The 23,155-nt window shown below is 69.9% G+C and carries 22 protein-coding genes; 11 read left to right on the top strand and 11 right to left on the bottom strand.

From position 1 onward, the window contains the following. Genes V1227_RS28675 through V1227_RS28665 form a run of 3 tightly spaced genes read left to right on the top strand, consistent with a single transcriptional unit; the run spans position 1 to position 5,230 of the window. Positions 1 to 2,109: a hypothetical protein gene (locus tag V1227_RS28675; protein ID WP_329788486.1), complete on the top strand. Its 2,109-nt coding sequence runs from the start codon at positions 1 to 3 to the stop codon at positions 2,107 to 2,109. 53 nt (positions 2,110 to 2,162) lie between these two features. Further along, a complete protein-coding gene (locus tag V1227_RS28670; protein WP_329788485.1) occupies positions 2,163 to 4,346 on the top strand; it encodes an NEW3 domain-containing protein in 2,184 nt (727 codons plus the stop codon). Then, on the top strand, positions 4,343 to 5,230 hold the full coding sequence (locus tag V1227_RS28665) for an ROK family protein (protein WP_329788484.1): 888 nt from the start codon (positions 4,343 to 4,345) through the stop codon (positions 5,228 to 5,230). Before V1227_RS28670 ends, V1227_RS28665 begins: the two co-directional genes overlap by 4 nt. Before the next feature lie 24 nt (positions 5,231 to 5,254). Here V1227_RS28665 and V1227_RS28660 read toward each other — a convergent pair whose 3' ends face one another. Continuing rightward, complete coding sequence (locus V1227_RS28660) at positions 5,255 to 6,034, bottom strand: LamB/YcsF family protein (protein ID WP_236221019.1); 780 nt, start codon at positions 6,032 to 6,034, stop codon at positions 5,255 to 5,257. A gap of 96 nt (positions 6,035 to 6,130) precedes the next feature. Here V1227_RS28660 and V1227_RS28655 point away from each other — a divergent pair, with 96 nt between their 5' ends. The 5 genes from V1227_RS28655 to V1227_RS28635 all read left to right on the top strand — a co-directional run bounded on the left by V1227_RS28655 (position 6,131) and on the right by V1227_RS28635 (position 10,981). After that, positions 6,131 to 6,841 carry a GntR family transcriptional regulator gene (locus tag V1227_RS28655; protein WP_329788483.1) on the top strand — a complete coding sequence of 237 codons (711 nt, stop codon included), beginning with the start codon at positions 6,131 to 6,133 and terminating at the stop codon, positions 6,839 to 6,841. Between the two features lie 81 nt (positions 6,842 to 6,922). Then, positions 6,923 to 7,189, top strand: coding sequence for a DUF3311 domain-containing protein (locus tag V1227_RS28650; RefSeq protein WP_329788482.1), 267 nt, complete (start codon positions 6,923 to 6,925; stop codon positions 7,187 to 7,189). Continuing rightward, positions 7,189 to 8,823: a monocarboxylate uptake permease MctP gene (gene mctP, locus V1227_RS28645; protein ID WP_329788481.1), complete on the top strand. Its 1,635-nt coding sequence runs from the start codon at positions 7,189 to 7,191 to the stop codon at positions 8,821 to 8,823. Before V1227_RS28650 ends, mctP begins: the two co-directional genes overlap by 1 nt. 71 nt (positions 8,824 to 8,894) lie before the next feature. After that, entirely contained in the window at positions 8,895 to 10,142 is a 1,248-nt protein-coding gene (locus V1227_RS28640; RefSeq protein WP_329788480.1) for a hypothetical protein, read from the top strand. Beyond that, positions 10,139 to 10,981: a septum formation family protein gene (locus V1227_RS28635; protein WP_236221024.1), complete on the top strand. Its 843-nt coding sequence runs from the start codon at positions 10,139 to 10,141 to the stop codon at positions 10,979 to 10,981. Before V1227_RS28640 ends, V1227_RS28635 begins: the two co-directional genes overlap by 4 nt. A 285-nt stretch (positions 10,982 to 11,266) precedes the next feature. Here the strand turns inward: V1227_RS28635 and V1227_RS28630 are convergent, their stop codons facing one another. The 6 genes from V1227_RS28630 to V1227_RS28605 form a co-directional block, all read right to left on the bottom strand. Beyond that, the gene (locus V1227_RS28630) at positions 11,267 to 11,539 is read right to left on the bottom strand and encodes a hypothetical protein (RefSeq protein ID WP_329788479.1); all 273 of its coding nucleotides are present in this window, start codon (positions 11,537 to 11,539) and stop codon (positions 11,267 to 11,269) included. Between the two features lie 10 nt (positions 11,540 to 11,549). Continuing rightward, on the bottom strand, positions 11,550 to 13,361 hold the full coding sequence (locus V1227_RS28625; RefSeq protein ID WP_329788478.1) for a phosphoenolpyruvate carboxykinase (GTP): 1,812 nt from the start codon (positions 13,359 to 13,361) through the stop codon (positions 11,550 to 11,552). Positions 13,362 to 13,674: 313 nt separating this feature from the next. Then, positions 13,675 to 14,361 (bottom strand): hypothetical protein, encoded by a 687-nt coding sequence (locus V1227_RS28620; protein ID WP_329788476.1) that lies wholly within the window; start codon positions 14,359 to 14,361, stop codon positions 13,675 to 13,677. A 103-nt stretch (positions 14,362 to 14,464) separates the two neighbouring features. Then, positions 14,465 to 16,285, bottom strand: a complete 1,821-nt coding sequence (locus V1227_RS28615; protein ID WP_329788475.1) for a dynamin family protein — start codon at positions 16,283 to 16,285, stop codon at positions 14,465 to 14,467. Then, positions 16,282 to 16,647 (bottom strand): nucleotide exchange factor GrpE, encoded by a 366-nt coding sequence (grpE, locus tag V1227_RS28610; protein WP_236221029.1) that lies wholly within the window; start codon positions 16,645 to 16,647, stop codon positions 16,282 to 16,284. The genes V1227_RS28615 and grpE overlap by 4 nt, the downstream gene beginning before the upstream one ends. Further along, positions 16,644 to 18,152, bottom strand: a complete 1,509-nt coding sequence (locus V1227_RS28605; RefSeq protein WP_442916551.1) for a dynamin family protein — start codon at positions 18,150 to 18,152, stop codon at positions 16,644 to 16,646. The genes grpE and V1227_RS28605 overlap by 4 nt, the downstream gene beginning before the upstream one ends. A 48-nt stretch (positions 18,153 to 18,200) precedes the next feature. On the opposite strand from V1227_RS28605, the gene V1227_RS28600 reads away from it, so the two are divergent. Then, positions 18,201 to 18,638: a hypothetical protein gene (locus V1227_RS28600; protein WP_329788473.1), complete on the top strand. Its 438-nt coding sequence runs from the start codon at positions 18,201 to 18,203 to the stop codon at positions 18,636 to 18,638. Here the strand turns inward: V1227_RS28600 and V1227_RS28595 are convergent. Next, positions 18,623 to 19,072, bottom strand: coding sequence for a GntR family transcriptional regulator (locus V1227_RS28595; protein ID WP_329788472.1), 450 nt, complete (start codon positions 19,070 to 19,072; stop codon positions 18,623 to 18,625). The genes V1227_RS28600 and V1227_RS28595 overlap by 16 nt on opposite strands. Before the next feature lie 149 nt (positions 19,073 to 19,221). On the opposite strand from V1227_RS28595, the gene V1227_RS28590 reads away from it, so the two are divergent. Continuing rightward, positions 19,222 to 20,400: a sensor histidine kinase gene (locus tag V1227_RS28590; protein WP_329788471.1), complete on the top strand. Its 1,179-nt coding sequence runs from the start codon at positions 19,222 to 19,224 to the stop codon at positions 20,398 to 20,400. A 9-nt stretch (positions 20,401 to 20,409) separates the two neighbouring features. Then, positions 20,410 to 21,066 (top strand): response regulator transcription factor, encoded by a 657-nt coding sequence (locus tag V1227_RS28585; protein WP_329788470.1) that lies wholly within the window; start codon positions 20,410 to 20,412, stop codon positions 21,064 to 21,066. Between the two features lie 164 nt (positions 21,067 to 21,230). On the opposite strand, the gene V1227_RS28580 is transcribed toward V1227_RS28585, so the two are convergent. From V1227_RS28580 to V1227_RS28570, 3 genes are read right to left on the bottom strand one after another with little or no spacing between them, the layout of a single operon-like run. Beyond that, entirely contained in the window at positions 21,231 to 22,151 is a 921-nt protein-coding gene (locus V1227_RS28580) for an SDR family oxidoreductase (RefSeq protein ID WP_329788468.1), read from the bottom strand. Next, entirely contained in the window at positions 22,135 to 22,608 is a 474-nt protein-coding gene (locus V1227_RS28575; RefSeq protein ID WP_329788467.1) for a pyridoxamine 5'-phosphate oxidase family protein, read from the bottom strand. Before V1227_RS28575 ends, V1227_RS28580 begins: the two co-directional genes overlap by 17 nt. Beyond that, positions 22,608 to 23,135, bottom strand: a complete 528-nt coding sequence (locus V1227_RS28570; RefSeq protein ID WP_329788466.1) for a TetR/AcrR family transcriptional regulator — start codon at positions 23,133 to 23,135, stop codon at positions 22,608 to 22,610. Before V1227_RS28570 ends, V1227_RS28575 begins: the two co-directional genes overlap by 1 nt. Between the last annotated feature and the right edge of the window lie 20 nt (positions 23,136 to 23,155).

The following is a 23,155-nucleotide window of genomic DNA, read 5'->3' as shown; positions in this document are numbered from 1 at the left end:
GTGGCGAGGGGGAGAGTCGCCGCGGCCGAGGTACTGCGGGGACTGCTGGGGGAGAACGACAACTCAGGTGGTGGCGGGTGGCGGCTGCCGCGGCGCAAGCCGAGCACCCCGCCCGTCATCCGCGTCGTGGACCGCGTGGTCACCGACGTGCTGGACCTGCGCGCGGTCGAGGTGCCGTACGTGCTCGAGTTCGAGCGCTGCCAGTTCGAGGCGGCGCCGGACCTGCGCCAGGCGAACCTCGCCGGCATCTCGTTCAGCGAGTGCGACCTGCCGGGGCTGGAGGCGCGGAACCTGCACAGCGGCAACGACGTGTCGTTGCTCGGCTGCACCGTCACCGGCCTGGCGGACCTGACCGACGCCGAGATCGCGGGCTCGGTGTTGTTGCGCGACAGCAGGTTCAGCGTGCCGGGCGAGCTGTGCCTGCACGGTGACCGGCTGACGGTCGCCGGGGCGCTGCTCGGGTTCGGCATCACCACCGAGGGCGAGGTGCGGCTCGCGGGCGCGCGCATCGGCGGCAACGTCAACCTCGGCAGCGCGGTGCTGGAGAACGCCGACGGTTTCACGTTGAACGGCAACGGCATGCAGGTCGGCGGCAACCTGCTGGGCGCGTTCACCTCGCACGGCGTGGTGTTCCTGGCCAACGCGCGGATCAGCTCGACGCTCTCGCTCAGCGGCGCGGTCCTCTCCCGGGGCACGAACTTCAAGCCCACCAGCGACCCGCACGCCGACCCGTCCGCGACGCTCATCCTCGACCGCGTGGACGTCTCGGGCGACCTGGAGCTCGACCGCGGCTTCACGAGCCAGGGCACCATCCGCGCCGTGAACGCCAAGATCGGCGGCACGTTCTCGCTGGCGGAAGCCGTTCTGGACGCCGTGTCGCCGAACTCGGTCGGCACCGACCCGACCGGTTCCGGCCGCGCGCTGCACGTCGACGGCGCGGAGATCGGCGGTGACGTCGTCGGGCGCGGCGTGAAGATCAGGGGCCAGCTGCGCATGGTCGACACGCACGTCCGCGGCAGCATCACGGTCGAACGGGCCACCGTGGACAACCCGGCCGCCGATGCCGTGCTGGCCAACCGCTCCCAGATCGGCAGCAACTTCGTGGTGCGCGAGTCGGACGTGTCCGGCGGCCTGGAGCTGCGCGGCATCACCGTCGGCGCGAACCTCGACCTGCGCGGCAGCAGGCTGACGAGGCCGGGCAAGTACCGGCACCAGCCGCGCGAGAAGCCGTCGCTCGACATCGGCGGCGCCACGATCGGCCGCGACCTCATCTGCGCGCGCGGCGACAAGGAGTTCGTGGCGCACGGCGGTGTGCGCTGCCGTCGTGCGGTGATCGGCCGCATGGCGAACTTCAACGGCGCGGTGCTCGGCTACAAGCTCGACAGCCACGCGTTGAACGCCATGGGCATGCAGGTCCAGGAGCTGATGCTCAACGTCGTGTCGCCGCCCAAGGGCCTGGTGACGCTGCGGCAGGCGCGCTGCACGTCGTTGGACGACAACGAGAACTTCTGGAGCGCCACCGGCTTCATCGACCTCGACGACTTCCGCTACGACTCGCTCGCCTACCCGATCGACCTGCGCGACGACGCTCAGGTGCAGCGGCGGCTGCGCTGGCTGCGGCAGGCGATGCGGCGCAGCTACCACCCGCGCCCGTACGACCACTTCGCCGAGATGCTGACCGCCGCGGGCAACGAGGAGCACGCCTCGACGGTGCTCATCGAGAAGCAACGCCTGCGGTACCGCGCGGTCGCCGAGGGCATGCGGTTCTTCGGGCCGCTGGTGCTGCTGTGGAGCTTCCTGCAGCGGTCGATGGTCGGCTACGGCTACCGCCCGGCGCGCGCACTCGGGTGGCTGATCGCGGCGTGGCTGGTGGGCAGCCTGTGGTTCCAGTTCAAGGGGCCGCTGGTGGAGATCAACGAGGACGACCACCTGCCGTGGAACGCGTGGCTCTACACGATCGACCTGGTGGTGCCGATCGTCGACTTCGGCAACAAGAACCGCTGGCAGACCCCGGGCGCGTCGCAGTGGATCGCGTCGGGCCTGATCGTGACGGGCTGGATCCTGGCGACGACCGTGGCGGCCGGCCTCACCCGGATGTTGAAGCGGTAGGACTCCACCATCGGGGTATTCCGCCGGGTGGTGAACAGTGGTGCGATCGACCGGTGATCGCCGCCGAGTCGACCGAGCTGTTCGTCGGGCCTCGGACCGCGCCGCTGCAGGTGGTGCGGCTGACCTCGCCCGCTCTGGCGGGGCCGGTGCACGCGCACGTCTCCGGCCCCGGCCTGCACTCGCCGCGGCACGGCGGCGCGCTGCCGCCGGGCCCGTTCGGCTACGAGCTCGGTGTCGACGTCTCCGAGCACGCACCCGGCACCGTGGTGCCCGCCCGGGCCGTCGTGAGGTCCGCGGCCGGCGAGGAGTCGTGCGCGTTCTCGCTGGTGGTGGGCACTCCGGGGTGGACGGTGCACCTCGTCGGGCACGTCGCCGGTGACGCGCCGTTCGCCGCGCTGCGGGCCCACCTGGACCTGGCCCTGACCGATCCCGCCTACCGGTTCGCCGTGACGTCGGTGGAGCTGCTGCAGCCGTACTGGGACACGTTCCCGCAGCACCGCTCGTCGCTGCTGCGGCTGATCGCCGAGGGCCGCGTCGAGGTCGTGGGCTCGGCGTCCAACGTGGTCGGTGCGCGGCCGCTGCTGTCGTCACTGCCTCCCGGGTCGCCGCTCGCGGCGGCTTCGCTGGGCGAGGCCGAGCGTTCGGTGTACTCGTCGTTCCTGGAGCTGCGGCCTTTCGCCGCCGCGCCGCACGTGATGCTGCCGGTCGGGACGCCTCATGCCGCTCCGAACCCGTGGGTGACCGCGATCCACCACGACTGGAGCGCGCGCTACACGTGGCCACGGGTCGTCTGCTCGTCGCCGCGCGACTACTACGTGCGCGGAGGCGTTCCGGTGCCTCGCGCTCCGGCGGACGACTCGCCCGCCGCCGTCTTCGCCACGCACGCCTCGCGCCTGACCGGGGCGGCCTTCCCCTCCGCCGCTCTCACCCGTGCCGCCCTGGCACACCCGCGGGAGGCCTTCGACCTGCAGACCGACGTCGTCTCGCGTTCCCTGGACGCCCTGACGTCCGCTGTGGACTCGTCGGTCGTGGTGTGGAACCCGTTGCCCTCGCCGTGCAGCGACATCGTGTCCGTGCACCTGCCATCGGCTCGTAACGTGCACGTGGAGTTCGAGGGCGCCGTTCTGCCGACGTTGGTCGACGGTGTGACGGTGACGTTCCTGGCGCGCGATGTGCCGGCGCACGGATGGCGCACCTACTCGTTGGTCGAGGACGACGTCGACCACGGCTGGAAGCGCGGTTGTGGCACGGAGATCGCGTCCGCTCACTACGTCTTGTCGTACGACCCGATCGCGTCCCTCATCGCCGTGGACGGTCCACCGCTCGAGGCGCCGCGCCTGATCGGCCCGGTGACGGTCTGGTACAGCGAGGTCGGGGAGAGGATGGTCGGCTCCACGACCTTCACCCTGTGGCACGACGTGCCCCACCTGGACCCGTCACCGCTGGTGGGAGTGCTGGGTTCCCGTTCACCGGCCACCGGCACGCTGGACGCCGAGGTGTCCCGCCTCTCGGTGGCCGGACCGCCGCTCGGCCCCGTCGCACCGGCCGTCACGCCGATCTTCGCGCGCTACTGGCTGCACGAGCCGGCACCGCTGGGCGGCCTGGCCGCCAACGTCCACCTGGAGGTCCTCGGACCGACCCGGCTGCGCGTCGTCGTCGTGTCCGACGCCGAGGCGTTCACCGCGACCGTCCGCCTGACCCTGCCCGACGGCTGGTCGGCGTCGTGGGAGGCGCTGCCCGTGACGCTCCCGGCAGGCGGCCACGTCTCCGCCGAGGTGAGCCTCAGGCCACCCCGCACACCCGGCTGCCACCCGGTCCGCGCGACGCTGGAGGGCCTGCCGTTCGAGGTGTACGACGTGGCCCTGCTGACCGTCCCGGAGTGGGACGCCGAGGACCCGGTCGAAGTGCTCTGGGTCGCCTCCTCGCCGCCGTCGGTCACCGTGCGGCCCGGCGAGTCGTCGCGGCTCCGCGTGGTCATGGCCTCCGGCGCCCACGGCGCCCTGCCGGTGCAGGCACGGGTGCTCTCACCGCGCTCGACCTGGGACCTGGTCGGCCCGTTCTGCGTCGGCGGTCTCCTCCCGGCCCGGGGCCGCCTGCCGCTCGACTTCACGGTCCGCGCCCCTGCGTGGGCCACCCCGGGCACCTGGCCGGCCGTCGTCCGCGTGACCGCGGGCGACCTGGTCCGCACCACTGCCCCCGTCCGCGTGGAGGTGGCTGGTTACCATCCACGACCGTGACTGATCTGGTGCTGGCACTGGACTTCGGCGGCACCAAGATCGCCGCCGCCCTGGTGGACCCGACCGGCGCCGTGGTGCGCTCCTCCCGGGTTCCCACGCCCGAGGACCCGTGGGACGCGGTGGTCGCCCTGATCTCCGAGGTCGTCGGGGGCACCAGGGTCACCGGAGTCGGCATCGGCTCGGCGGGCCCCGTCGACACCGTCCGCGGCACCGTGTCCCCGATCAACGTCCCGGCCTGGCAGGACTTCCCGCTGCGCTCCTCGGTGGCGTCGCTCTTCCCGGACGTCCCCGTGGAACTGGCCGGCGACGGCGTCTGCATGGCCCTCGGCGAACACCGCAGGGGAGCGGGCCGGGGCAGCGACTTCATGGTCGGCCTGGTCGTCTCCACGGGCGTGGGCGGCGGCCTGGTCCTGAACGGCCACCCCTTCGGCGGCCGGACGGGCAACGCGGGCCACATCGGTCACGTCGTCGTGGAGGCCGACGGCGCCCCCTGCACCTGCGGCGGCCGGGGCTGCGCCGAAACAGTCGCGGGCGGCCCCCGCATGGTCGCCTGGGCCCGCCGCGCGGGGTGGCGGGCACCGGAACACGCCGACGCCGCCCACCTCGCGGCCGCGGCCCTCGCGGGAGAAGAGGTCCCGCTGGCGGCCTTCGACCGAGCGGGCGCCGCGGTGGGAATGGCCATCGCGGGCGCCGCCGCGCTGTGCGACCTGGACCTCGCCGTCATCGGCGGCGGCGTGGCGCAGGCGGGCGAGCTGCTCTTCGAGCCGGTGCGCCGCACCCTGAAGGCGCACGCCGGCCTGTCGTACCTGGCGGACCTGGAGGTGCGCCCGGCGCAGCTCGGCGGCGAGGCGGGCCTGGTGGGTGCGGCCGCGCTGGTGCGGTAGGAGCGTGCAGGGCCCGAAGGCCCCTCACCCAGCCTGCCGGGCGTGCCGGAGCGGCCCCTCGACCCGTCCCACGTCGACCCCGGCCCCCTCCAAGGCGGCCCGGACAGCCCGGGCGATCTCGACAGCACCACCCGTGTCGCCGTGCAGGCAGATCGAATCGGCGGCGATCCGGACCGGCCGCCCGGAAACGCTGCGGACCCACCCCTCGGTGGCCAGCACCACGCACCGGGCAGCGATCTCGGCGGGATCCCGCAACACCGCCCCGGGCTCGGAACGAGGCACCAGGGTGCCGGCGGACGTGTAGGCCCGGTCAGCGAAAGCCTCGTGCCACACCCGCAACCCGGCGACGGACGCGCGCTTCAACCACACAGCGCCCGGCGGCCCGAGAACGGCCAGCCCGGGATCGAACAACCGGACGGCGTCCACGACGGCGTCGGCCTGGGCCTCGTGCCGGACCAGAGCGTTGTACAACGCCCCATGGGGCTTCACGTACGACACCCGAGTCCCGGCGGCCCTGGCGAACACCGACAGGGCTCCGAGCTGGGCCAGCACCTCGTTGGTCAACGTCTCGGGCGCCACGTCGATGAACCGCCGCCCGAACCCCGCGAGGTCGCGGTAGCCGACGTGAGCCCCGACGGCCACACCCGCGGAGGCGGCGAGCGCGCACACTTCGCGCATCGTGTCCGCGTCGCCGGCGTGGTAGCCGCAGGCGACGTTCGCGCTGGTCACCACTGACATCAGGGCCTCGTCCGATCCCAGCGTCCACCGTCCGAAGCCCTCTCCCAGATCCGCGTTCAGGTCCACGGCCGCACTCCACCTCCACTCGTGTTCTCAGATCGTTGGATTGTTGAACGATTCTACGATAGGGCAATTAAACGATCCTGCAAATAGACTTGGCGGGTGACCGAGACGTGGGTGTCGACGCTGGCTCAGGGCAAGGCCGACCTGGAGCGGGCGAGCACCGCGCAGAAGGTCGCCGACATGCTGCGGGAGCGGGTGCTCGACGGCGACCTCGCGCCCGGTCTCCGGCTCAGCGAAGAGGCCATCGGCGGGGCGCTGGGGGTCAGCCGCAACACGCTGCGGGAGGCGTTCCGGTTGCTCACGCGCGACCGGTTGCTGGTGCACGAGCACAGCCGCGGCGTCTTCGTCCGCAGGCCGAGCGGGACCGACGTCAGGGACCTCTACGCCGCTCGGCGCGTGATCGAATGCGGGTCGCTGAGGCTGTGGGGCGACGTCGCGGAGGCGCGGCGCGATGCCGTGCGCGCGCCGGTGCGGCAGGCGGTGGCCAGGGCGGAGCAGAACGACTGGACCAGGGCCGGGCAGGCCAACATCCAGTTCCACCGCGGCATCGTCGGGCTCGCGGGCAGCAGCCGGCTGAGCGACGAGTCCGACCGGTTGTTCGCCGAGCTCATGCTGGCCTTCCGGGTGGCGCAGGAGATCAACGACTTCTACCAGACCTACGTGCCGTGGAACCGCAGGATCGTCGAGCTGCTCGACGGCGGCAGGACGGCCCAGGCGGTCGACCAGCTCGCGGAGTACTTCGACGCGGCCGAACAGGACCTGGTCGCCCGCCTCGAGGCCCATCAGTCCAAAGGGAACGTTAAGTCGTAGACAACGATTCCGATCACGAGGCTGACGGCACCCTTCATCAGGCCTAACATCCGCGCAACACCGCGTACACGGAGGGCCACCATGCCGTCGGACCACAAGACCGGCTTGCGCTGGAGCAACTGGAACCTGCTGCTGATAGTTCCGTTGCTCATGCTCATCACGCCGTGGTTCAACAAGAGCGAGCCCAGCGTCTTCGGGCTGCCGTTCTTCTACTGGTACCAGTTCCTGTTCGTGCCGCTCGGCGTCCTGTGCGTCGGGACCGTCTACGTCAAGACCAAGGACGAGCCCGTGGTCACCGGCAAGCCCGACAAGCTCGGCGTGGACGACCTGGACGAGGGAGCGAACTGATGCAGTGGACCGAGCTGATCGTTTTCAGCGCTCTCTTCCTGCTCGTCACCGTGATGGGCTTCCTGGCTGCGCGGTGGCAGAAGGGCGACACGCTCGAGCACCTCGACGAGTGGGGTCTCGGTGGCCGGAAGTTCGGCAGCTGGATCACGTGGTTCCTGGTCGGTGGTGACCTCTACACCGCGTACACCTTCGTCGCGGTGCCGGCGCTGATGTTCGGTGCGGGCGCGCTCGGCTTCTACGCGCTGCCGTACACGGTGATCCTGTACCCGCTCGTCTTCCTGCCGCTGGTGCGGATGTGGTCGGTCAGCCGCGTGCACGGGTACGTCACGCCCGCGGACTTCGTGAAGGGCCGCTACGGCTCGCACTGGCTGGCGCTGATCATCGCGATCACCGGCATCGTCGCGACCATGCCGTACATCGCGCTGCAGCTCGTCGGCCTCGAGGCCGTGCTGCGGTCCATGGGCCTCAACGGCTCCGGCATCCTCGGCCACCTGCCGCTGTTCATCGCGTTCCTGATCCTCGCGCTCTACACCTACCAGTCGGGTCTGCGGGCGCCGGCGCTGATCGCGTTCGTCAAGGACATCCTGATCTACCTGGTCATCCTCGTCGCGATCATCTACCTGCCCGCGAAGTTCGGCGGCTGGGGCGAGATCTTCAGCGACGCGCAGGCCAAGTTCGACGCGACGCCCAGCAAGGCCGACGGCACGCTGCTGACCGGCACGAACCAGCTGCAGTACGCGACGCTGGCCCTCGGTTCCGCGCTCGCGCTGTTCCTCTACCCGCACTCGCTGACCGGCATCCTCGCCAGCCGCGGGCGCAACGTCATCAAGCGCAACATGGTCGCGCTGCCCGCGTACTCGCTGCTGCTGGGCCTTCTCGCCCTGCTCGGCCTCGTCGCGATCAGCGCGGGCACCAAGCCGATCGTCAACCAGGCGACCGGCCGTCCCGACACCAACACGATCGTCCCCGAGCTCTTCGGCGCGAACTTCCCGTCGTGGTTCGCGGGCATCGCGTTCGCGGCCATCGGCATCGGCGCGCTGGTGCCGGCGGCGATCATGTCGATCGCGGCGGCGAACCTGTGGACGCGCAACGTCTACAAGGAGTACATCAAGAAGAGCGCCAGCCCGGCCGAGGAGGCCAAGCAGGCCAAGGTCGCGTCGCTGGTCGTGAAGTTCGGCGCGGTGGCGTTCATCGTGTTCGTCGACCCGCAGTTCTCGATCGACCTGCAGCTCATCGGCGGCGTCATGATCCTGCAGACGCTGCCCGCGGTCGCGATCGCGCTCTACACGCGCTGGTTCCACGTGTACGGCCTGGTCGCCGGCTGGGTCGGCGGCATGGGCTACGGCATGTGGCTGCTCTACAACATCGGCAACCCGGCCATCGGCAAGTCGCACTTCGCCGGGTCCGCGCTGCCGCTGGGCAACATCTCGATCTTCGGCTGGCACCCGTTCGGCGCATCGACGACGCAGATCTACGTCGGCATGGTCGCGCTGTTCGTGAACCTGCTCGTCGCGGTGGTCGTCACGCTGATCGCCCAGAAGGCCAAGTGGTTCAACGGAACCGACCAGACGGACCCGTCGGACTACCACGTCGACGAGGACAACCCGAGGGTCAAGCCCGTCGCAGCCCACTGAGACGCTGTCGTCAACACTTGGGGCCACCTGTCGGTTACGGCGGGTGGCCCTTTGCGTTGAGGATCGAACACGTGAAAACCATCGCCGGACTGGTCGGCCTGACCGCACTCGCCCTCACCCTGAGTCCTGCCGCCGCACACGCGCAGGACCCGAACTGCTACGACACCACCGTCCCGCTGACCGTCGAGGAGCAGCGCCTCGACGACACCCTCGTCACCGGCGGTCCCGCCGTCGGACCCGCGCTCGTGCGGCTCGCCGGGTTCGACACCCGCGTCACCGAGTTCACCTCCAAGCTCTGCCGCCAGGTCGTCGCGAGGCAGGCGCAGCAGTTCGTCGACCGCGAAGGCAACGCGCTGTGGAAGGCCGCTGTGGCCCGCGCGCAAAGCACACAACCGCAGACGCACGACGCTTACGACGACCGCCCGCTCTACTGGGCACGGCTGCAGCTCAGCTCCGCGCTGCGCCAGTGGAAGCCGCGGTTCGCCCTGGCGCCCGGCGAGCGCGCGAAGCTCATCCAGAAGTTCGACTGGGCGTCACGGGGCCTGAGCGACGCCGCGTTCGGCCCGCAGCCCGGCGTGCGCAGGATCGCCGTCACCGGCTTCGACCCGTTCCAGCTCACCGGCACGAACGTGCGGCGCGCCAACCCGGCGGGCGCGGCGGCGTTGCAGCTCGACGGCCGCGAGATCACCACGCCGACCGGCAAGGTCGTGCTGCAGGCCGCGGTGCTGCCGGTGCTGTGGGGCGGCTTCGACGAGGGAGTCGTCGAGCGGTTCTACGGAACCGCGCTGGCGCAGAAGCCCGACGCGTTCGTGACGATCAGCCAGGGCCGGCCCGGCCGGTTCGACATCGAGCGGTGGGCGGCGCGCTGGCGCGGTGGCTTCGCGGACAACAACGACATCGGTTCCTACGGCAGCGTCCCGAACGCGCCCGGCTGGCCGCAGCCGGCCGACGAGTTCATCGAGACCACGCTGCCGTTCCAGAAGATGATCGACGCGGGCACCGGTCCGTTCACCGTGGCGCTGAACCGCGGTTTCTGCGAGTGGGTCGTCGTCGGCTCGCAGCAGTCGTGCCGCACGGACGAGCCGACGCCGGGCAGGGTCGCGGCCTCCGGCGGCGGCGGTGACTACCTCTCCAACGAGAGCATGTACCGGGCCAACCGGCTGCGAATCGGTTACGGCGCAACGAACGTCCTCGGTGGACACCTCCACACGCCGGTGCTCGGGCAGCCCGCGGACCCGGCCGCGCTGACCGATGCGGCCTTCGAAAAGCAGCGTCGGGACATCGCCGACCAGGTGAAGGCCCTAGTCTCTGTGGTGTGACTCGTGTGCGGCTGGCGGTGGCGATTGTCCTGAGCACGTTGACGCTGTCCGCGTGCGCGATCCAGGTGGGAGGGCAGGCGGTCCCCGGACCGATGCCGTCCACCGCCTCCGCCGCCGCGCCCACGCTGCCCAAACCGGGGCAGTGCATGAACGCCTACGAGCTCAAGGTGCTGCAGTGCACCGACTCGCACGAGGCCGAGGTCATGAGCATCGGTGAGATGTCCGGCCTCCCCTCGACGTACCCGGACACGCAGGCGCTGCGCAAGGCCGCGCTCCCGCCGTGCCGGCAGGCGCTCAGCGACTACCTGGGCGGCGCGGACTCCGACTCGACGCGCCTGCGGGTCTGGGCCTTCTGGCCGAACGAGCAGGGCTGGAAGGACGGCCAGCGCTGGCGGCTGTGCACCGTCGTGGAGATCAGCCCCGACGAGAAGCCGTTGCCGCGCAAGGGTTCCGTGAAGGACGTGCTGAAGAACAACGGCTTCAGCACGTTCCAGACCTGCACCCAGGGCTCGCCGTCGAAGGACCAGGAGGTCAAGGTTGTCGCCTGCAACACGCCGCACATGGCCGAGGCCGTGCCCGGTGGCGTCGTGTCGCTCGGCAAGTCGTCCGACCCCGCTCCGTCCAAGGAGCAGATGAACTCCATCGCGAACGAGAAGTGCACCAAGGCCGTGCACGACTACCTGGGTTCGTCCAAGCGCACCGACGTGTTCCCCGCGTGGCGGAACCCCGGCTCGCAGGCCTGGTCAGAGGGTTGGACCAACGCCGTCTGCTACGCGGAGGCCGGCAAGACCTTCAGCGGCACCCTCCTCGGCATCCGCGACAACCCGCTCCCGAACTGATCCGGCGACCACGACCATCAGCACGGCGGCCAGGGACAGCACCAGCATCGCGATTCCTGCGATTCCCACGGCACACCTCCCTTTCCGTCCAGGTTGACGATCTTTGTGATCGCCCTCACACACCTGAGACGTTCCCGGAACCGGCCGGGTTCATTCCCGGAGCAAGACCGTTTCCGCAAGTCGTGGAGAAGTCCCCAAGCTGTCCACAGCTATCCACAACATGTGCACAAGTTCGTCCACACCTGTGGACAACTTCGTCCCGTGTGGACTACGAGCTGCGCGGACTCAGAGAAAATCGCTGCACAGGACCACTCCGGCGGCCACGCCGATCGCCAGTCCGATCATGAACACGAGCGCGAAGCGCCACCACGGCGTGCGGGCCGGCGGAGCGGGCGGCACGGGGTAGTAGCGCACGATGCCCGTACTCGGGCCGACCTCGACGTCGCGCTTCGAACCGTCGAAGTTCAGCCCGCCGAGGAAGTCGTCCTGCGTCACACGACCAGTAGTACCCCAAAAGATGACCCGGCGGTCGCCGTTGACCGCCGGGTCGTCAAACACCTCGGGCGAGTCAGCCCAGGCGCTGCTTCAGAGCCTCCAGCTCGTCGCGGAGCGTGGTCGGCACCTTCTCACCGATCTTCGCGAACCACTCCTCGACCAGCGGGATCTCGGCACGCCACTCGTCGGCGTCGAACGCGAGCGAGGCCTCGATGTCCTCGCGCGGCGCGTCCAGGCCCTCGAGGTCCAGGTCGTCCGCGGTCGGCACGTAGCCGATCGGGGTCTCCTGCGCGGCGGCCTTGCCCTCGATGCGCTCGATGGCCCACTTCAGCACGCGCGAGTTCTCGCCGAACCCGGGCCACAGGAAGCGCTTGTCGTCGCCGCGGCGGAACCAGTTGACGTAGAAGATCTTCGGCAGCTTGTCGGCGTCGGCGCGCTTGCCGAGGTCGACCCAGTGCTGGAAGTAGTCACCGGCGTTGTAGCCGATGAACGGCAGCATCGCCATCGGGTCGCGGCGCACGACGCCGGTCTTGCCGACCGCGGCGGCCGTGGTCTCCGACGACAGGGTGGCGCCCATGTAGGTGCCGTGCTGCCAGTCGCGCGACTCGGTGACCAGCGGGATCGTCGTGGCGCGGCGGCCACCGAAGAAGATCGCCGAGATCGGCACGCCCTTCGGGTCGTCCCACTCGGGCGCCTTGATGTCGCACTGCTCGATCGGCGTGCAGTAGCGGGAGTTCGGGTGCGAGGAGAGCTCCTCGCTGTCCGGCGTCCAGTCCTGGTGCTTCCACGAGGTGAGGTGGGCCGGGGGCTCGCCCATGCCCTCCCACCAGACGTCGCCGTCGTCGGTCAGCGCGACGTTCGTGAACAGCGAGTTGCCCTTGGCGATGGTGCGCATCGCGTTCGGGTTGGTGTGGTAGTCGGTGCCGGGCGCGACGCCGAAGAAGCCGTTCTCCGGGTTCACCGCGTAGAGGCGGCCGTCCTCACCGAAGCGCATCCAGGCGATGTCGTCGCCGAGCGTCTCGACCTTCCAGCCGGGGATGGTCGGCTCCAGCATGGCGAGGTTCGTCTTGCCGCAGGCCGACGGGAACGCGGCGGCGATGTAGTACGCCTTGTTCTCCGGCGAGGTGAGCTTGAGGATCAGCATGTGCTCGGCGAGCCAGCCCTCGTCCCGCGCCATCACGGACGCGATGCGCAGCGAGTAGCACTTCTTGCCGAGCAGGGCGTTGCCGCCGTAGCCGGAGCCGAAGCTCCAGATCTCGCGGGTCTCCGGGAAGTGCGAGATGTACTTGGTGGTGTTGCACGGCCACTGCACGTCTTCCTGGCCGGGCTCGAGCGGAGCGCCGAGGGAGTGCAGCGCCGGCACGAAGTCGGCGTCCTCACCGAAGACCGCGAGGGCCTTGGTGCCCATGCGGGTCATGATGTGCATGGAAACGACGACGTATTCCGAGTCCGTGATCTCCACGCCCAGCATCGGCTTCTCGGCGTCGAGCGGGCCCATGCAGAACGGGATGACGTACATCGTGCGACCACGCATGCAGCCCCGGTAGAGCTCGGTCATGATGGCCTTCATCTCGGAAGGGTCCATCCAGTTGTTCGTGGCGCCCGCGTCCTCTTCGCGCACCGAACAGATGTAGGTCCGCTCCTCCACACGAGCCACGTCGCTCGGGTCCGAAGCCGCCCAGAACGAGTTGGGCTTCTTCTCCAGGGGCACGAAAGTGCCGGCGTCGACGAGCTTCTTCGTGAGACGGTCCCATTCGCCCTGGGACCCGTCAGCCCAAACAACCTCGTCGGGGCAGGTCAGCTCAGCGACTTCCTGAACCCATGCGAGCAAGCGCGCGTGGTTGGTAGGTGCCTGTTCGAGACCGGGAATGGTCACTGCCGTCATCTCGTCTCGTCTCCTGACTGAACGCCTCGGCCGCCCGAGGACGTGGTGGTCCGGTGCAGGACTGCGTCGTCCTCGGGAATAGCTCCACAACGCCCGGTGGTCCCGGGCGTGCGTGGAAGGGGATGGACCGAGGTTAGCCCGGTGAATGGCAGGTAACGCACCCCCAGCCTGTCGCTTCTCTCACAAAACCGATTCTGGAATCGATTCAGCACTCGGACGGAGGTTAAGGCGGGCGAGAGATCGGAAAAACACAAGAGGCCCCGGTGCGGTTCTCACCACACCGGGGCCTGTGACCTGCGCTTCAGTTCGGACGTCAGTTCGGGCTGATCCACTGCCCCGTTGTGGAATCGATTCGGACGACCCCGTCGAACCGTTCTTCCTCGAGCCAGTCGTCCGAGTCGTCCAAAATGCCGCTCTTCGAGTCGGTGACGTAGCGGCCGTCGGCCTCGATGTGCCCGTGCTCGACCTCGACCCAGTCGTCACCACGATGTTCCGACATCGTGACCTCGCCGGATCGTGTGATCTCGGTCGCCACGTCGGCCTTGCCGTCACCGTTCTTGTCGGTGAACAACCACGTGTCGCCGTCGTCATCGCGCACGACCGCGGTGTCGGCCTTGCCGTCCCCGTCGGTGTCCTCGGTCGCCTGCCCGACGTTTCGCTGGCCGTCTTCGGTGTCCACGACAATCGCCTGCTTGGGCGACGAATTCGTTTTTTCCTGCGGAGTGTCGCTCGGGTCCACCGCGATCCACTCACCTGAATTCTCCTCGAACCGCGCCTGGCTCAGGAGTTTGCCGTCCTTGTCGAACGTGCTCATCAGATCGGCGTCACCGTCGCCGTTCGTGTCGGTGAACGCGAGATGGCCACCGTCGTCCGTCTCGACCACGGCGGAGTCGTTCGTGCCGTCCTGGTCGAGGTCGAAGGTGACGTCGGCGGTGTACTCCTCGTCCTCGACGGTCACCTTCAGCTCGGCGTCGGCCGCACCGTTCTCGTCGATGTACACCGGGACACACCTCCTACTTGCTCATGTACCGGTATGACCCACGTTATGCCGGTTTGGTTCCGCCGCCAACCGTGTGCGCCGGTCCGGACGACTTCCCGCCGGGTCACGCCCGGTCGCGGACCGACCGGATCCGGCCCAGCAGCTCCTCCGCCTTCGACCGCCCCTGCTCCACCTCCGCGAGCTGCCGGGTCGCCGCCTGCAGCTCGCGCCCGCGCTCGCCGGCCTCCATCCGCAGCGCCCGGTCGACCTCGCGCAGCTCCGCCTCGATGGCCTCGATGCGCTTGGCCAGTGCCTCGTCCAGGGCCAGCGACAGGGCCTGCTCGGCCTCGATCAGCTGCTCGGCGGCCAGTTGGTCCACTGTGGAGCGTGCGTCGGCGATGGCGTCGGAGAGCCATTGCTTGACGTGCTGCTTCTCGGCGGTGTGGGTTCGGGTGCGGGCCATCCACCAGCCCGCGCCGAGGCCCAGGGCGATGGTGACGGGCAGGACGATCGGGTTCAGGGCCGCGATGCCGAGGCCCGCCAGCGGCATGACGGCCAGCTTGCCCGCGCCCAGCCCGCCGGAGACGCCCATGAAGACCAGGAGCTTGTCCTCGGCCGTGGGAGGGCGCTTCTCCTTGGGGCGCAACACGATCGGCGGTTGCTCGCCGCGGGCGAACTGGCCGAGGATCAGGGTCAGCTCCTCCGCGCTGAACAGGGTGGCGAGCACGGAGTCGGTGACCTGGGAGAGGCGCGCGGACAGCGCTGTGGAGATGCGGCCGGAGACGACCTGCAGCGCTGTGTCGACCTGGTGCGGCAGGCCGGCCAGGGCGGTGCGGTCGGCGGCGTCGATGGCCTGGCGGTACCAGGTCTGGAGGTCGCGCATCTGGCGGGAGATCTCGTGCGAGTTCTCGATGCGGGCTCGTTGGACCTCGCCGCGCAGGCGCACCTGCCAGCCCCTGGTGGAGGAGCGGCGTTCGGTTTGCAGCTCTTCGCGGCGGGCGCGGAGGACCGCGGCTTCGTCTTCGCCCACGGACAGAGCGCGCTTCTCGTGTTCGAGACGGATTTCCAGTTCCGCCAGCACTGTCGAAAGGGCGCGCAGGGCGTTGGCTTCCGCCAGCATTCCGGCTCGGCCCGCGACCAGTTCCTGCAGCGCGGTCTGCAGGGCGGAGATCCCGGAGCGTTCGCGGAGCATGGCTGCCGCGTCCGGGTTCGGGGCCTGCGCGGCCATGTCGAACATGCGCGACGACACCGGGTGGAAGGGGGCGTCGGCGAAGCGCGGGGCGTGTTCGGCCAGCAGGGCCCTGTCCGCGTCGAGGACCTGGCGCCAGCCCCGGTACTGGTCGGTCTTGGTCAGGGCGAAGACGACGGTTTCGACGCGGTCGCCGACGCGCTTGAGGAAGTCGAGCTCGCCGCGGGTGAAGGGGGACGAGGCGTCCACGACGAACACCAGGGCGGTGGCCGAGGTGACGGCTTCGAGGGCCAGCTCGCCGTGCACCGAGTCCAGGCCGCCGACGCCGGGGGTGTCGACCACGGACATGCGTTCCAGCAACGGGATCGGCGCGTCGACCTCGACGTAGCGGGGCGGCAGCTCTCCCTCGGGCAGGTCGTGGGCGGCGGAGACCCAGTTGATCAGCAGGGGCAGCGGGAAGCTGACGGGTGCGAGCAGGCCGGGGTAGCAGGCGCGCGCCGCCCAGGTCGGACCGTGCTGGAAGACGAGGTAGGTCGAGGTGGCCACGTCGGCGTCGACCGGGGACAGGCCCGGGGTCGCCAGGAGGGCGTTGACCAGCGAGGACTTGCCGCGGTTCGTCTCACCGACGATCACGACCGACGACACCTCGGGCGCCGAGCGGCGGGTCACCCAGTCGGCCATCGACGGGTCGAGCTCGCGCACGAGAGCAGTGAGGCGTTCGCGCGTCTGGCGGACTGTCTGCGAGAGGTTGCTCATCGGGCCGTGTAGACCGTCACGATCGGTGCGCGCAGCACGCGGCCACGGTCGCAGAAGCCGGGCACCTCGGTCTCCGCCACCAGGCCCTGCAACGACAGGTCGTCCGTCGGCACGGCGCCACCGGCCTCGTGCCGCGACGGGTCGAAGCGCTGACCGTCGGCACGCACCGCCACGACCCCTATGGACGACAGACCTTCCTCGATGCGCTGGACCACGCCGGCACTGGCGCGGTCCAGCGCGTACAGGCACAGCTGCACCAGCGCGCGGCGTTCGGCCAGCGCCTGGTCGAGCAGCTCGTCGGCAATGGTCTCCACACCGTGGTCCGACGCCACTTCGGCCGGATCGGTTCCGTTCACGCTCATCGGTGCCCCCCAGCACGTAGTTGCTGCCACATGAGGAAATACGCCCGGTGGACGACGTGCGCCACCCGGGCCTGCGCCGGGGTCGCGCCGAAGGAGGCGAACGAACGCCACCACCCGGCGCGTTCCAGCGCGTACGCGACCAGCTCCGGTCCGGGACGGCCCGGCAGCCCCAGCCGCGCGGCGACGTCCGGCGTGCTGCCGACGCGCAGCACCTCCTCCGTCAGGTCCGGCGCCAGCGTCACGGCACCGGACGAGACCAGCGTCAACGCCTCCAGCAACCTCAGCTGGTGCGCCTCGGGCCTCGCGAGCAGGACCTCGATCGCGTCGTGCACGCGCTGCCGTTCGCCGGGCTCGGCGGAGCTCAGCGACGTGACCGACGCCAGCGCCGCCGCCGCCTTGATGCCGTCCGCCCGCGCCCGGAACACCGCGTCGAGCCTGCCCCGGACGGCGGCGAACCCGGACGCGTCGAACAGCACCCGCCGCAGCGCGCCGGCCGTCAGCCCGGGTTCGGCGTCCAGGGCCGCGAGGGCGCGGCCGATCCCGTAGAGGTCGAGCTTCTCCAGCAACCTCGACCGCACCCCGGCCGCGACGTCGCAGTCCCAGGAGGTGAAGAGGTCGCCGGACATCAGCATCATCGTGCGGGTCTCGGCGTCCAGCGCCGCGAGCTGGCGCAACGCCTCCGCGTCCGCCGAGGTGAACTCCCCGGTCTCGGCGGACTCGGCGAGCAGGCTGATCACCGGCAGCACGTCGGCGACCCGCGGCCTGAGCAGCTCGGCCTGCTTCGCCGCCAGGATCTCCGCGGCCCGCCAGAGGTCACCCTCCGCGCCCTCGACGGTTTCCGGCGCGACGGCGTCGACCTTGTTCAACGCGGCGATCGCGTTGACGGGCCCGGCCTCGCGGGACGCCGTCGCGGCGGTGAAGGCGGCGATGGCGGAGTGGTCGTCCGCGCGCACGCCCTGCGTCACGACGTAGAGAACGGCCTCGGCACCGGCGACCGCGTTGCGCGACACGGGATCGAGCAGTTCCTCGGTACGGGCGACCGAAGCCGCGTCCAGCGAACCGAGCCCAGGCGTGTCGATGACGGTGAAGTCGCGCAGCACCGCGTTCGTCAGATACGCCTCGATGTGCGAGATGCCCTCCACGCCGAGAGAAGCGGGGATCATTCCGTTCGCGTCGAACGGCAGCACCTGCCGCCTGCCGTCTCGCAGCACGACTTCGATGCGGTCGACGGTGCCGTACTGATAGCGCGTCACGAGCCGTGTGCACTCACCAATGTCGGTGGGCGCGACCCGGCGGCCGATCAGAGCGTTCACGAGAGTCGACTTGCCGGACTTGATCCGGCCGGCGACGGCGACCTGCAACGGCGCGTGGAGGCGGCGCAGCACCTCCTGGAACCCCGCCGCGGTCCGCGGGGAGACCTGCGGTTGCAGGGCAACGCACAGGTTGGCGACCGCCGCGCACAGCGGACCGGCCAACTGTTGTCCCTGCAACGCCGTCACGGGCACAAATCGTGCCACGGTTTGTGGGCGTGCGTGCACGGGTAGCCACAGCTCATGGGTGACAGCTACGTGACGTTCCTAGTGCTGGGGATCGTCCTGGTCGTGGTCGACGGCCAGCTGATCTACCACAGCGGCAAGGCATACCTCAGGCGCGCCTCGTACGACGAGGAGCAGGCCGGCGGCATGATGAAGCTGACGGCCGTGCTGTTCCACCTCGTCGTGCTGGGCCTGTTGGCACTGGTGTCGACCATCGACGTCGACACCGGCGACTCGGTGAAGAACGTGGTCGTGAAGCTCGGCGTGGTGCTGCTGCTCCTGGCACTCGCCCACGGCGTCACGATGGCGATCCTGGCCAGGATCAGGGATCGCCAGCTCCAGCAACAGCTCGCGGACCAGATGGCCGAAGAGCACCGCATCTACGAGGAACGCCAGGCGCACGTCGGCGAACCGCGACCCGCACCCAAGATCGAGTCGCCCTACTCACCCAAGTAGTGGGCTCGCACGGCGTTCAGTGCCTCCCCCTCACTGGCGCCGAGCGACCGAGCTGTGGCGACGAACTCCGCCGCGGCGGCGGAGAGCGGGTTCGGTGCATGCGAAGGCAGGGCAGCCACCACGGTGCCCTGCCTTCGTCCTGTTGTGAGCACCCCTTCGGTCTCCAGCTCCCGATACGCCCGCGCAATCGCGCCGGCGGCGAGCCCGAGGTCCGCGGCGAGCTGCCGGATCGCCGGCAACCGCGCCCCCACCGGCAGCACCCCGCCGCCGATCAACCGGACGAGCTGGTCCCGGACCCGGCGCCAACCGCGACGCCAGCACCCGCCCTCGAAGCGAAGTCGAACAGCGCACTCGGGGTGAGCGTCGCCACCCGCAACGCGTCCGACACCGCCCACCGCTCCAGCGAACGCCGCGCGGTTCGAGGGATCGGCCACAGGACCACCAGCGGCACGAGCCCCCGGGCCACGGCGACCAGCCCCCGGTTTGCATCAACCCCTCGACACAACAACTCACACTGAAGTCGTACGGAGCGTCAGCCCGTGGCGCGACGCGGGGAAGTTCGATCCGCACCTAATCTTGTCCGGTGCGGCGGTTCAGCCTGTGGATGAAGGCTCATCCGGCGTTCGGGGACTCCCTGATCGCCGGTCTTCTGCTGCTCTTCGACCTGGGCTTCGGCGTCGAGGCGGTCGACCGCGGGGTGTCGTTCTCGGCCTACCTGGCCGTGACGCTGCTGATGCTCGGACCCCTGCCGTTCCGCCGCCACCACCCGCTCGGCTCGAGCTACCTGATCCTCGGCGGAGCGTTCCTCCAACTCTTCAGCCACGGCAGCTACGACCTCGGCATCCCGGTCCGGATGTCCGACTTCGCGCTGGCCATAGCGCTGTACACGCTCGTCGCGTCCACGAACCGCAAGACGGCGTTGATCTACTCGGGCTGGCTGCTGGCGGGCACGCTGCTCTGGGCGATCTTCCAGGTGGGCGAGCTCCAGGCCGTGTTCCTGGTGTTCATGGTCTTCGTGATCTTCGGTTTCAGCTGGGCCATGGGCGAGTTCGTCGGAGCCCGCCGCGCCTACCAGCGGGAGATGGAGCAACGCCTGGTCCTGCTGGAGACCGAACGCGACCAGCAGGCCAAGATCGCGGTGGGCGAGGAACGCTCGCGCATAGCCCGCGAACTGCACGACGTGGTCGCCCACGCGGTGAGCGTGATGATCGTCCACGCCGACGGCGCCGCGTACACGATCAGGTCGCAACCGGAAGTGGCCGAGAACGCCGTCCGCACCATCGCCGACACGGGCCGCCTGGCCCTGACCGAGATGCGCCGCCTGCTCGGCGTCCTGCGCAGCGAGGACGCCGAAACCCAGTGGGCACCGCAACCGGACGCGCGAGGAGTCGTCGAACTGGCCGAGAACACCAGAGCCGCCGGGGTCCCGGTGCGGCTGGAGATCACCGGCGACGTGGACGACCTCCCGGTGGGCGTGGGTCTGAGCGTCTACCGCATCGTGCAGGAAGCGCTGACCAACACCATCAAGCACGCCGGCTCGGGCACGACCGCCATGGTCCGCCTGGCCAGGACCCCGGAAGAGCTGCGCCTGGAAGTCGTCGACAACGGCTTCGGCACACCGCACGACGTCGTCAAGGTCTCCGGCGGCAACGGACTGATCGGCATGAGGGAAAGGGCAGCGGTCCTGGGCGGCGAGTTCGAGGCGGGCCCCAACCCCGGCGGGGGCTGGCGCGTCCGCGCGACTTTCCCACTGGCCGCATAGGGTGATCGAGTGATTCGGGTGCTGCTGGTAGACGACCAGGAACTCATGCGCATGGGCTTCCGCATGGTGCTGGGCGCGCAGGAAGACATCGACGTCATCGGCGAAGCCGCCGACGGCCTCGACGCCGTGCAGATGGCCGACAAACTCCGCCCGGACGTGGTCCTGATGGACGTCCGCATGCCCGTCCTGGACGGAGTGGAGGCGACCAAGCGCATCGCCGAGGCCGACACGGCGAAGGTGCTGGTCATGACCACCTTCGACATGGACGAGTACGCGCTCTCCGCCCTGCGCAACGGAGCCAGCGGCTTCCTGTTGAAGGACACACCACCCTCGGACCTGGTCTCGGCCCTGCGAGCAGTCGCCTCAGGCGACGCCGTGGTCTCCCCGTCCGTGACCAAGCGCCTGCTGGGCCGCTTCCTCGGCGACGGCGGCGGCGAACTCCGCGACGCCACGGTGCTGGACGTGCTCACCGAACGCGAGCGCGAGGTGCTCGTGCTGATCGCGAAGGGCCTGTCGAACACGGAGATCGCGCGGAAGCTCTTCCTGTCCGAGGCGACGGTGAAGACGCACGTGGGACGAATCCTGGCGAAGCTGGAACTGCGGGACCGGGTCCAGGCAGTGGTGCTGGCGTACGAGACGGGCCTGGTACGCCCGGGCGACGCCTGACCAACCGCGACGCCGAAGGCGAGCCGTCCTGAGCAGACGCTCCCGGCGGTGGGGTCCATCACGAGTCGCGCCACAGCTCCCGCTGCAACGAGGTAGGGGTGCCAACTCGACACACTTCTCGTCGAGTTGGCACCCCTGCCTCGTTGTGGCCCGCTCCTCCAGCCTCACCGGTACGACTCGGGATCAGCCTCGACCTCCACCCCGGCCATCCGAGCCTTCACCACCTCCTCGTACCACCGCCCCCAGTCGGGCTGAGACCCGTCCAGATCCGTGAACCCGTACTCCCGCTTCAACCGCCAGGACGACAAGCACTGCCCGGCGAACCGCCGCCGCTGCGGATCGGCGGCGAGGTGCGCCAACCCCCGCCCGAGGTAGTGCGGCGTCTCGGACAACGCGTAGTCCGGCACCTTCTCGACGGCGTCCCGCCAGTTCGCCTCGGTGACCCCGAACGCCTCCAGCATCTGCTCGGACCGCAGGAACCCCGGCGTGGCGGCAACGGCGGTGACGTGCGGGAACTCGCGGAGGTCCCGTGCCAGCACCTCCCCGAACCGCCGGACGGACGACTTCACGGCGTCATAGGGGAGGTTCACGAAGTAGGCCTCCCCGTCCTCCCCGTCGGTCACCTCGACCACCAGCGCGTCGTCGGACCGCAGGACCAACGGCATCAACCGGTGGATCGCCACCAGGTGCGTCTCGACCCCGTTGCGCCACATCCGCAGCTGCCGTTCGAGGTCGTGCTCCCAGAACTTGCCCCACTCGACGAGGTCCTCGCCGCCCCAGGCGTTGTCGACGAAGACGTCCAGCCGGTCGATGCGCGCGGCCAGGGCGTCCACATCGGACACCGAGGTGAGGTCGCACCGGACCGGGATCCCCTTGCCGCCGGCGGAGTCGACCAGCTCCGCGGTCTCCTCGATCGTCTCGGACCGTCCAACCGGTGACTGCTGCGACCGGGTGGTCCGGCCGGCGACGTACACCGTCGCGCCGGCCGCTCCGAGCTCGACCGCGATCGCCCGGCCCGCGCCCCGGGTGGCGCCGGTGACGACCGCGACCTTCCCGCTCAGATCGGGTTCACTTCTTGCTGACAAGCCGAGTTCCCCTTCCCTCGTGCCAGGAGAGGACGGCCATCCCGTCACCCTCGACGGTGAGCTGCACGACCTCGGTGACGTCGAACCGGAACAGGTCGATCTCCTCCGGCTGCCACCCCGTGCGGTCGAACAGGTTCTTCAGGTAGACGTCCTTGTCGGTCCAGAACTCCGCGGTGCCGCTGATCTTCGCGTCGCCGGCCTCGGTCATCGAGGCGACCGTCGACGTGCAGTGCAGCGCGAACCGCGGGTCGCGCCGCAGGTCGCGGGACTTCAGCGAGTTCGGCATCATGCCCGCCCAGAGCTCGCCGTCGAGGAAATCCGGTTCCACGCCGCTGATCCGCGGCGCGCCGTCACGACGCAGGGTCGCGATCAGCGCGTGCCGGTCGGCGGCGAACCTGCTCTCCACGAACGCGGCCATGTCCGGCTGTTCTGCCGTGAACTCGGCCCAGGTAGCCATCAGCGCATCCCTTTCAGCACCAGGTCGACGTCTTCTGCCGTGCGGGTCAGGAGGTCGCCGCGCGGTCGCACGGACCAGTCCATCGAGATCCCGTACACCAGCGCGGCGAGGACTCGGGCCGCGTTCGGTGGGAGGTTCTCGGCCGCGCACAGGACTTCCAGCTCCGCTTCCAGCACGGCGTAGTGCCGGGCCAGCAGCGCGCGCAGTTCCGGGTCGATCAGGTCGACGCCGAGCTGCGCCAGGTTGTTCGTGGCGACGACCGGGTCGGCCAGGCGGTCGAACCAGGTCAGCAGCGCCTCGCGGACGGACCCCGCCTCGCGCATCCGGCGGACCACGTCTTCGGTGCCCGCGCGGGTCAACGCCTGCAGCAGACCGCTCTTCGACCCGAACCGCTTCGCCACCGCGCCGACCGACACCCCGGCCTGCGCCGCCACGTCCGCGACGGTGAACTCCGGGCCGCGCCGGTCGATCACGGCCGCGACGGCGTTCAGGATCCGTTCGTCGGTAATGGTGCGAGGTCGTGCCACGGCATTAGTGAACCACAATT

It is taken from the genome of Lentzea sp. DG1S-22, assembly GCF_036321065.1.
In the GTDB taxonomy this organism is placed as follows: Bacteria; Actinomycetota; Actinomycetes; order Mycobacteriales; family Pseudonocardiaceae; genus Lentzea; species Lentzea jiangxiensis.
Note: the sequence above shows the minus strand (reverse complement) of the source record. Positions and strands in the feature narration are given on the sequence as shown.

What these genes read in the sequence shown, in the direction of transcription:
- V1227_RS28615 (WP_329788475.1), bottom strand. Translation starts at nt 16,285, where the DNA reads ATGAGCAACCTCTCGCAGACAGTCCGCCAGACGCGCGAACGCCTCACT.
- V1227_RS28575 (WP_329788467.1), bottom strand. Translation starts at nt 22,608, where the DNA reads ATGGCTACCTGGGCCGAGTTCACGGCAGAACAGCCGGACATGGCCGCG.
- grpE (WP_236221029.1), bottom strand. Translation starts at nt 16,647, where the DNA reads ATGAGCGTGAACGGAACCGATCCGGCCGAAGTGGCGTCGGACCACGGT.
- V1227_RS28650 (WP_329788482.1), top strand. Translation starts at nt 6,923, where the DNA reads ATGCCGTCGGACCACAAGACCGGCTTGCGCTGGAGCAACTGGAACCTG.
- V1227_RS28600 (WP_329788473.1), top strand. Translation starts at nt 18,201, where the DNA reads ATGGGTGACAGCTACGTGACGTTCCTAGTGCTGGGGATCGTCCTGGTC.
- mctP (WP_329788481.1), top strand. Translation starts at nt 7,189, where the DNA reads ATGCAGTGGACCGAGCTGATCGTTTTCAGCGCTCTCTTCCTGCTCGTC.
- V1227_RS28625 (WP_329788478.1), bottom strand. Translation starts at nt 13,361, where the DNA reads ATGACGGCAGTGACCATTCCCGGTCTCGAACAGGCACCTACCAACCAC.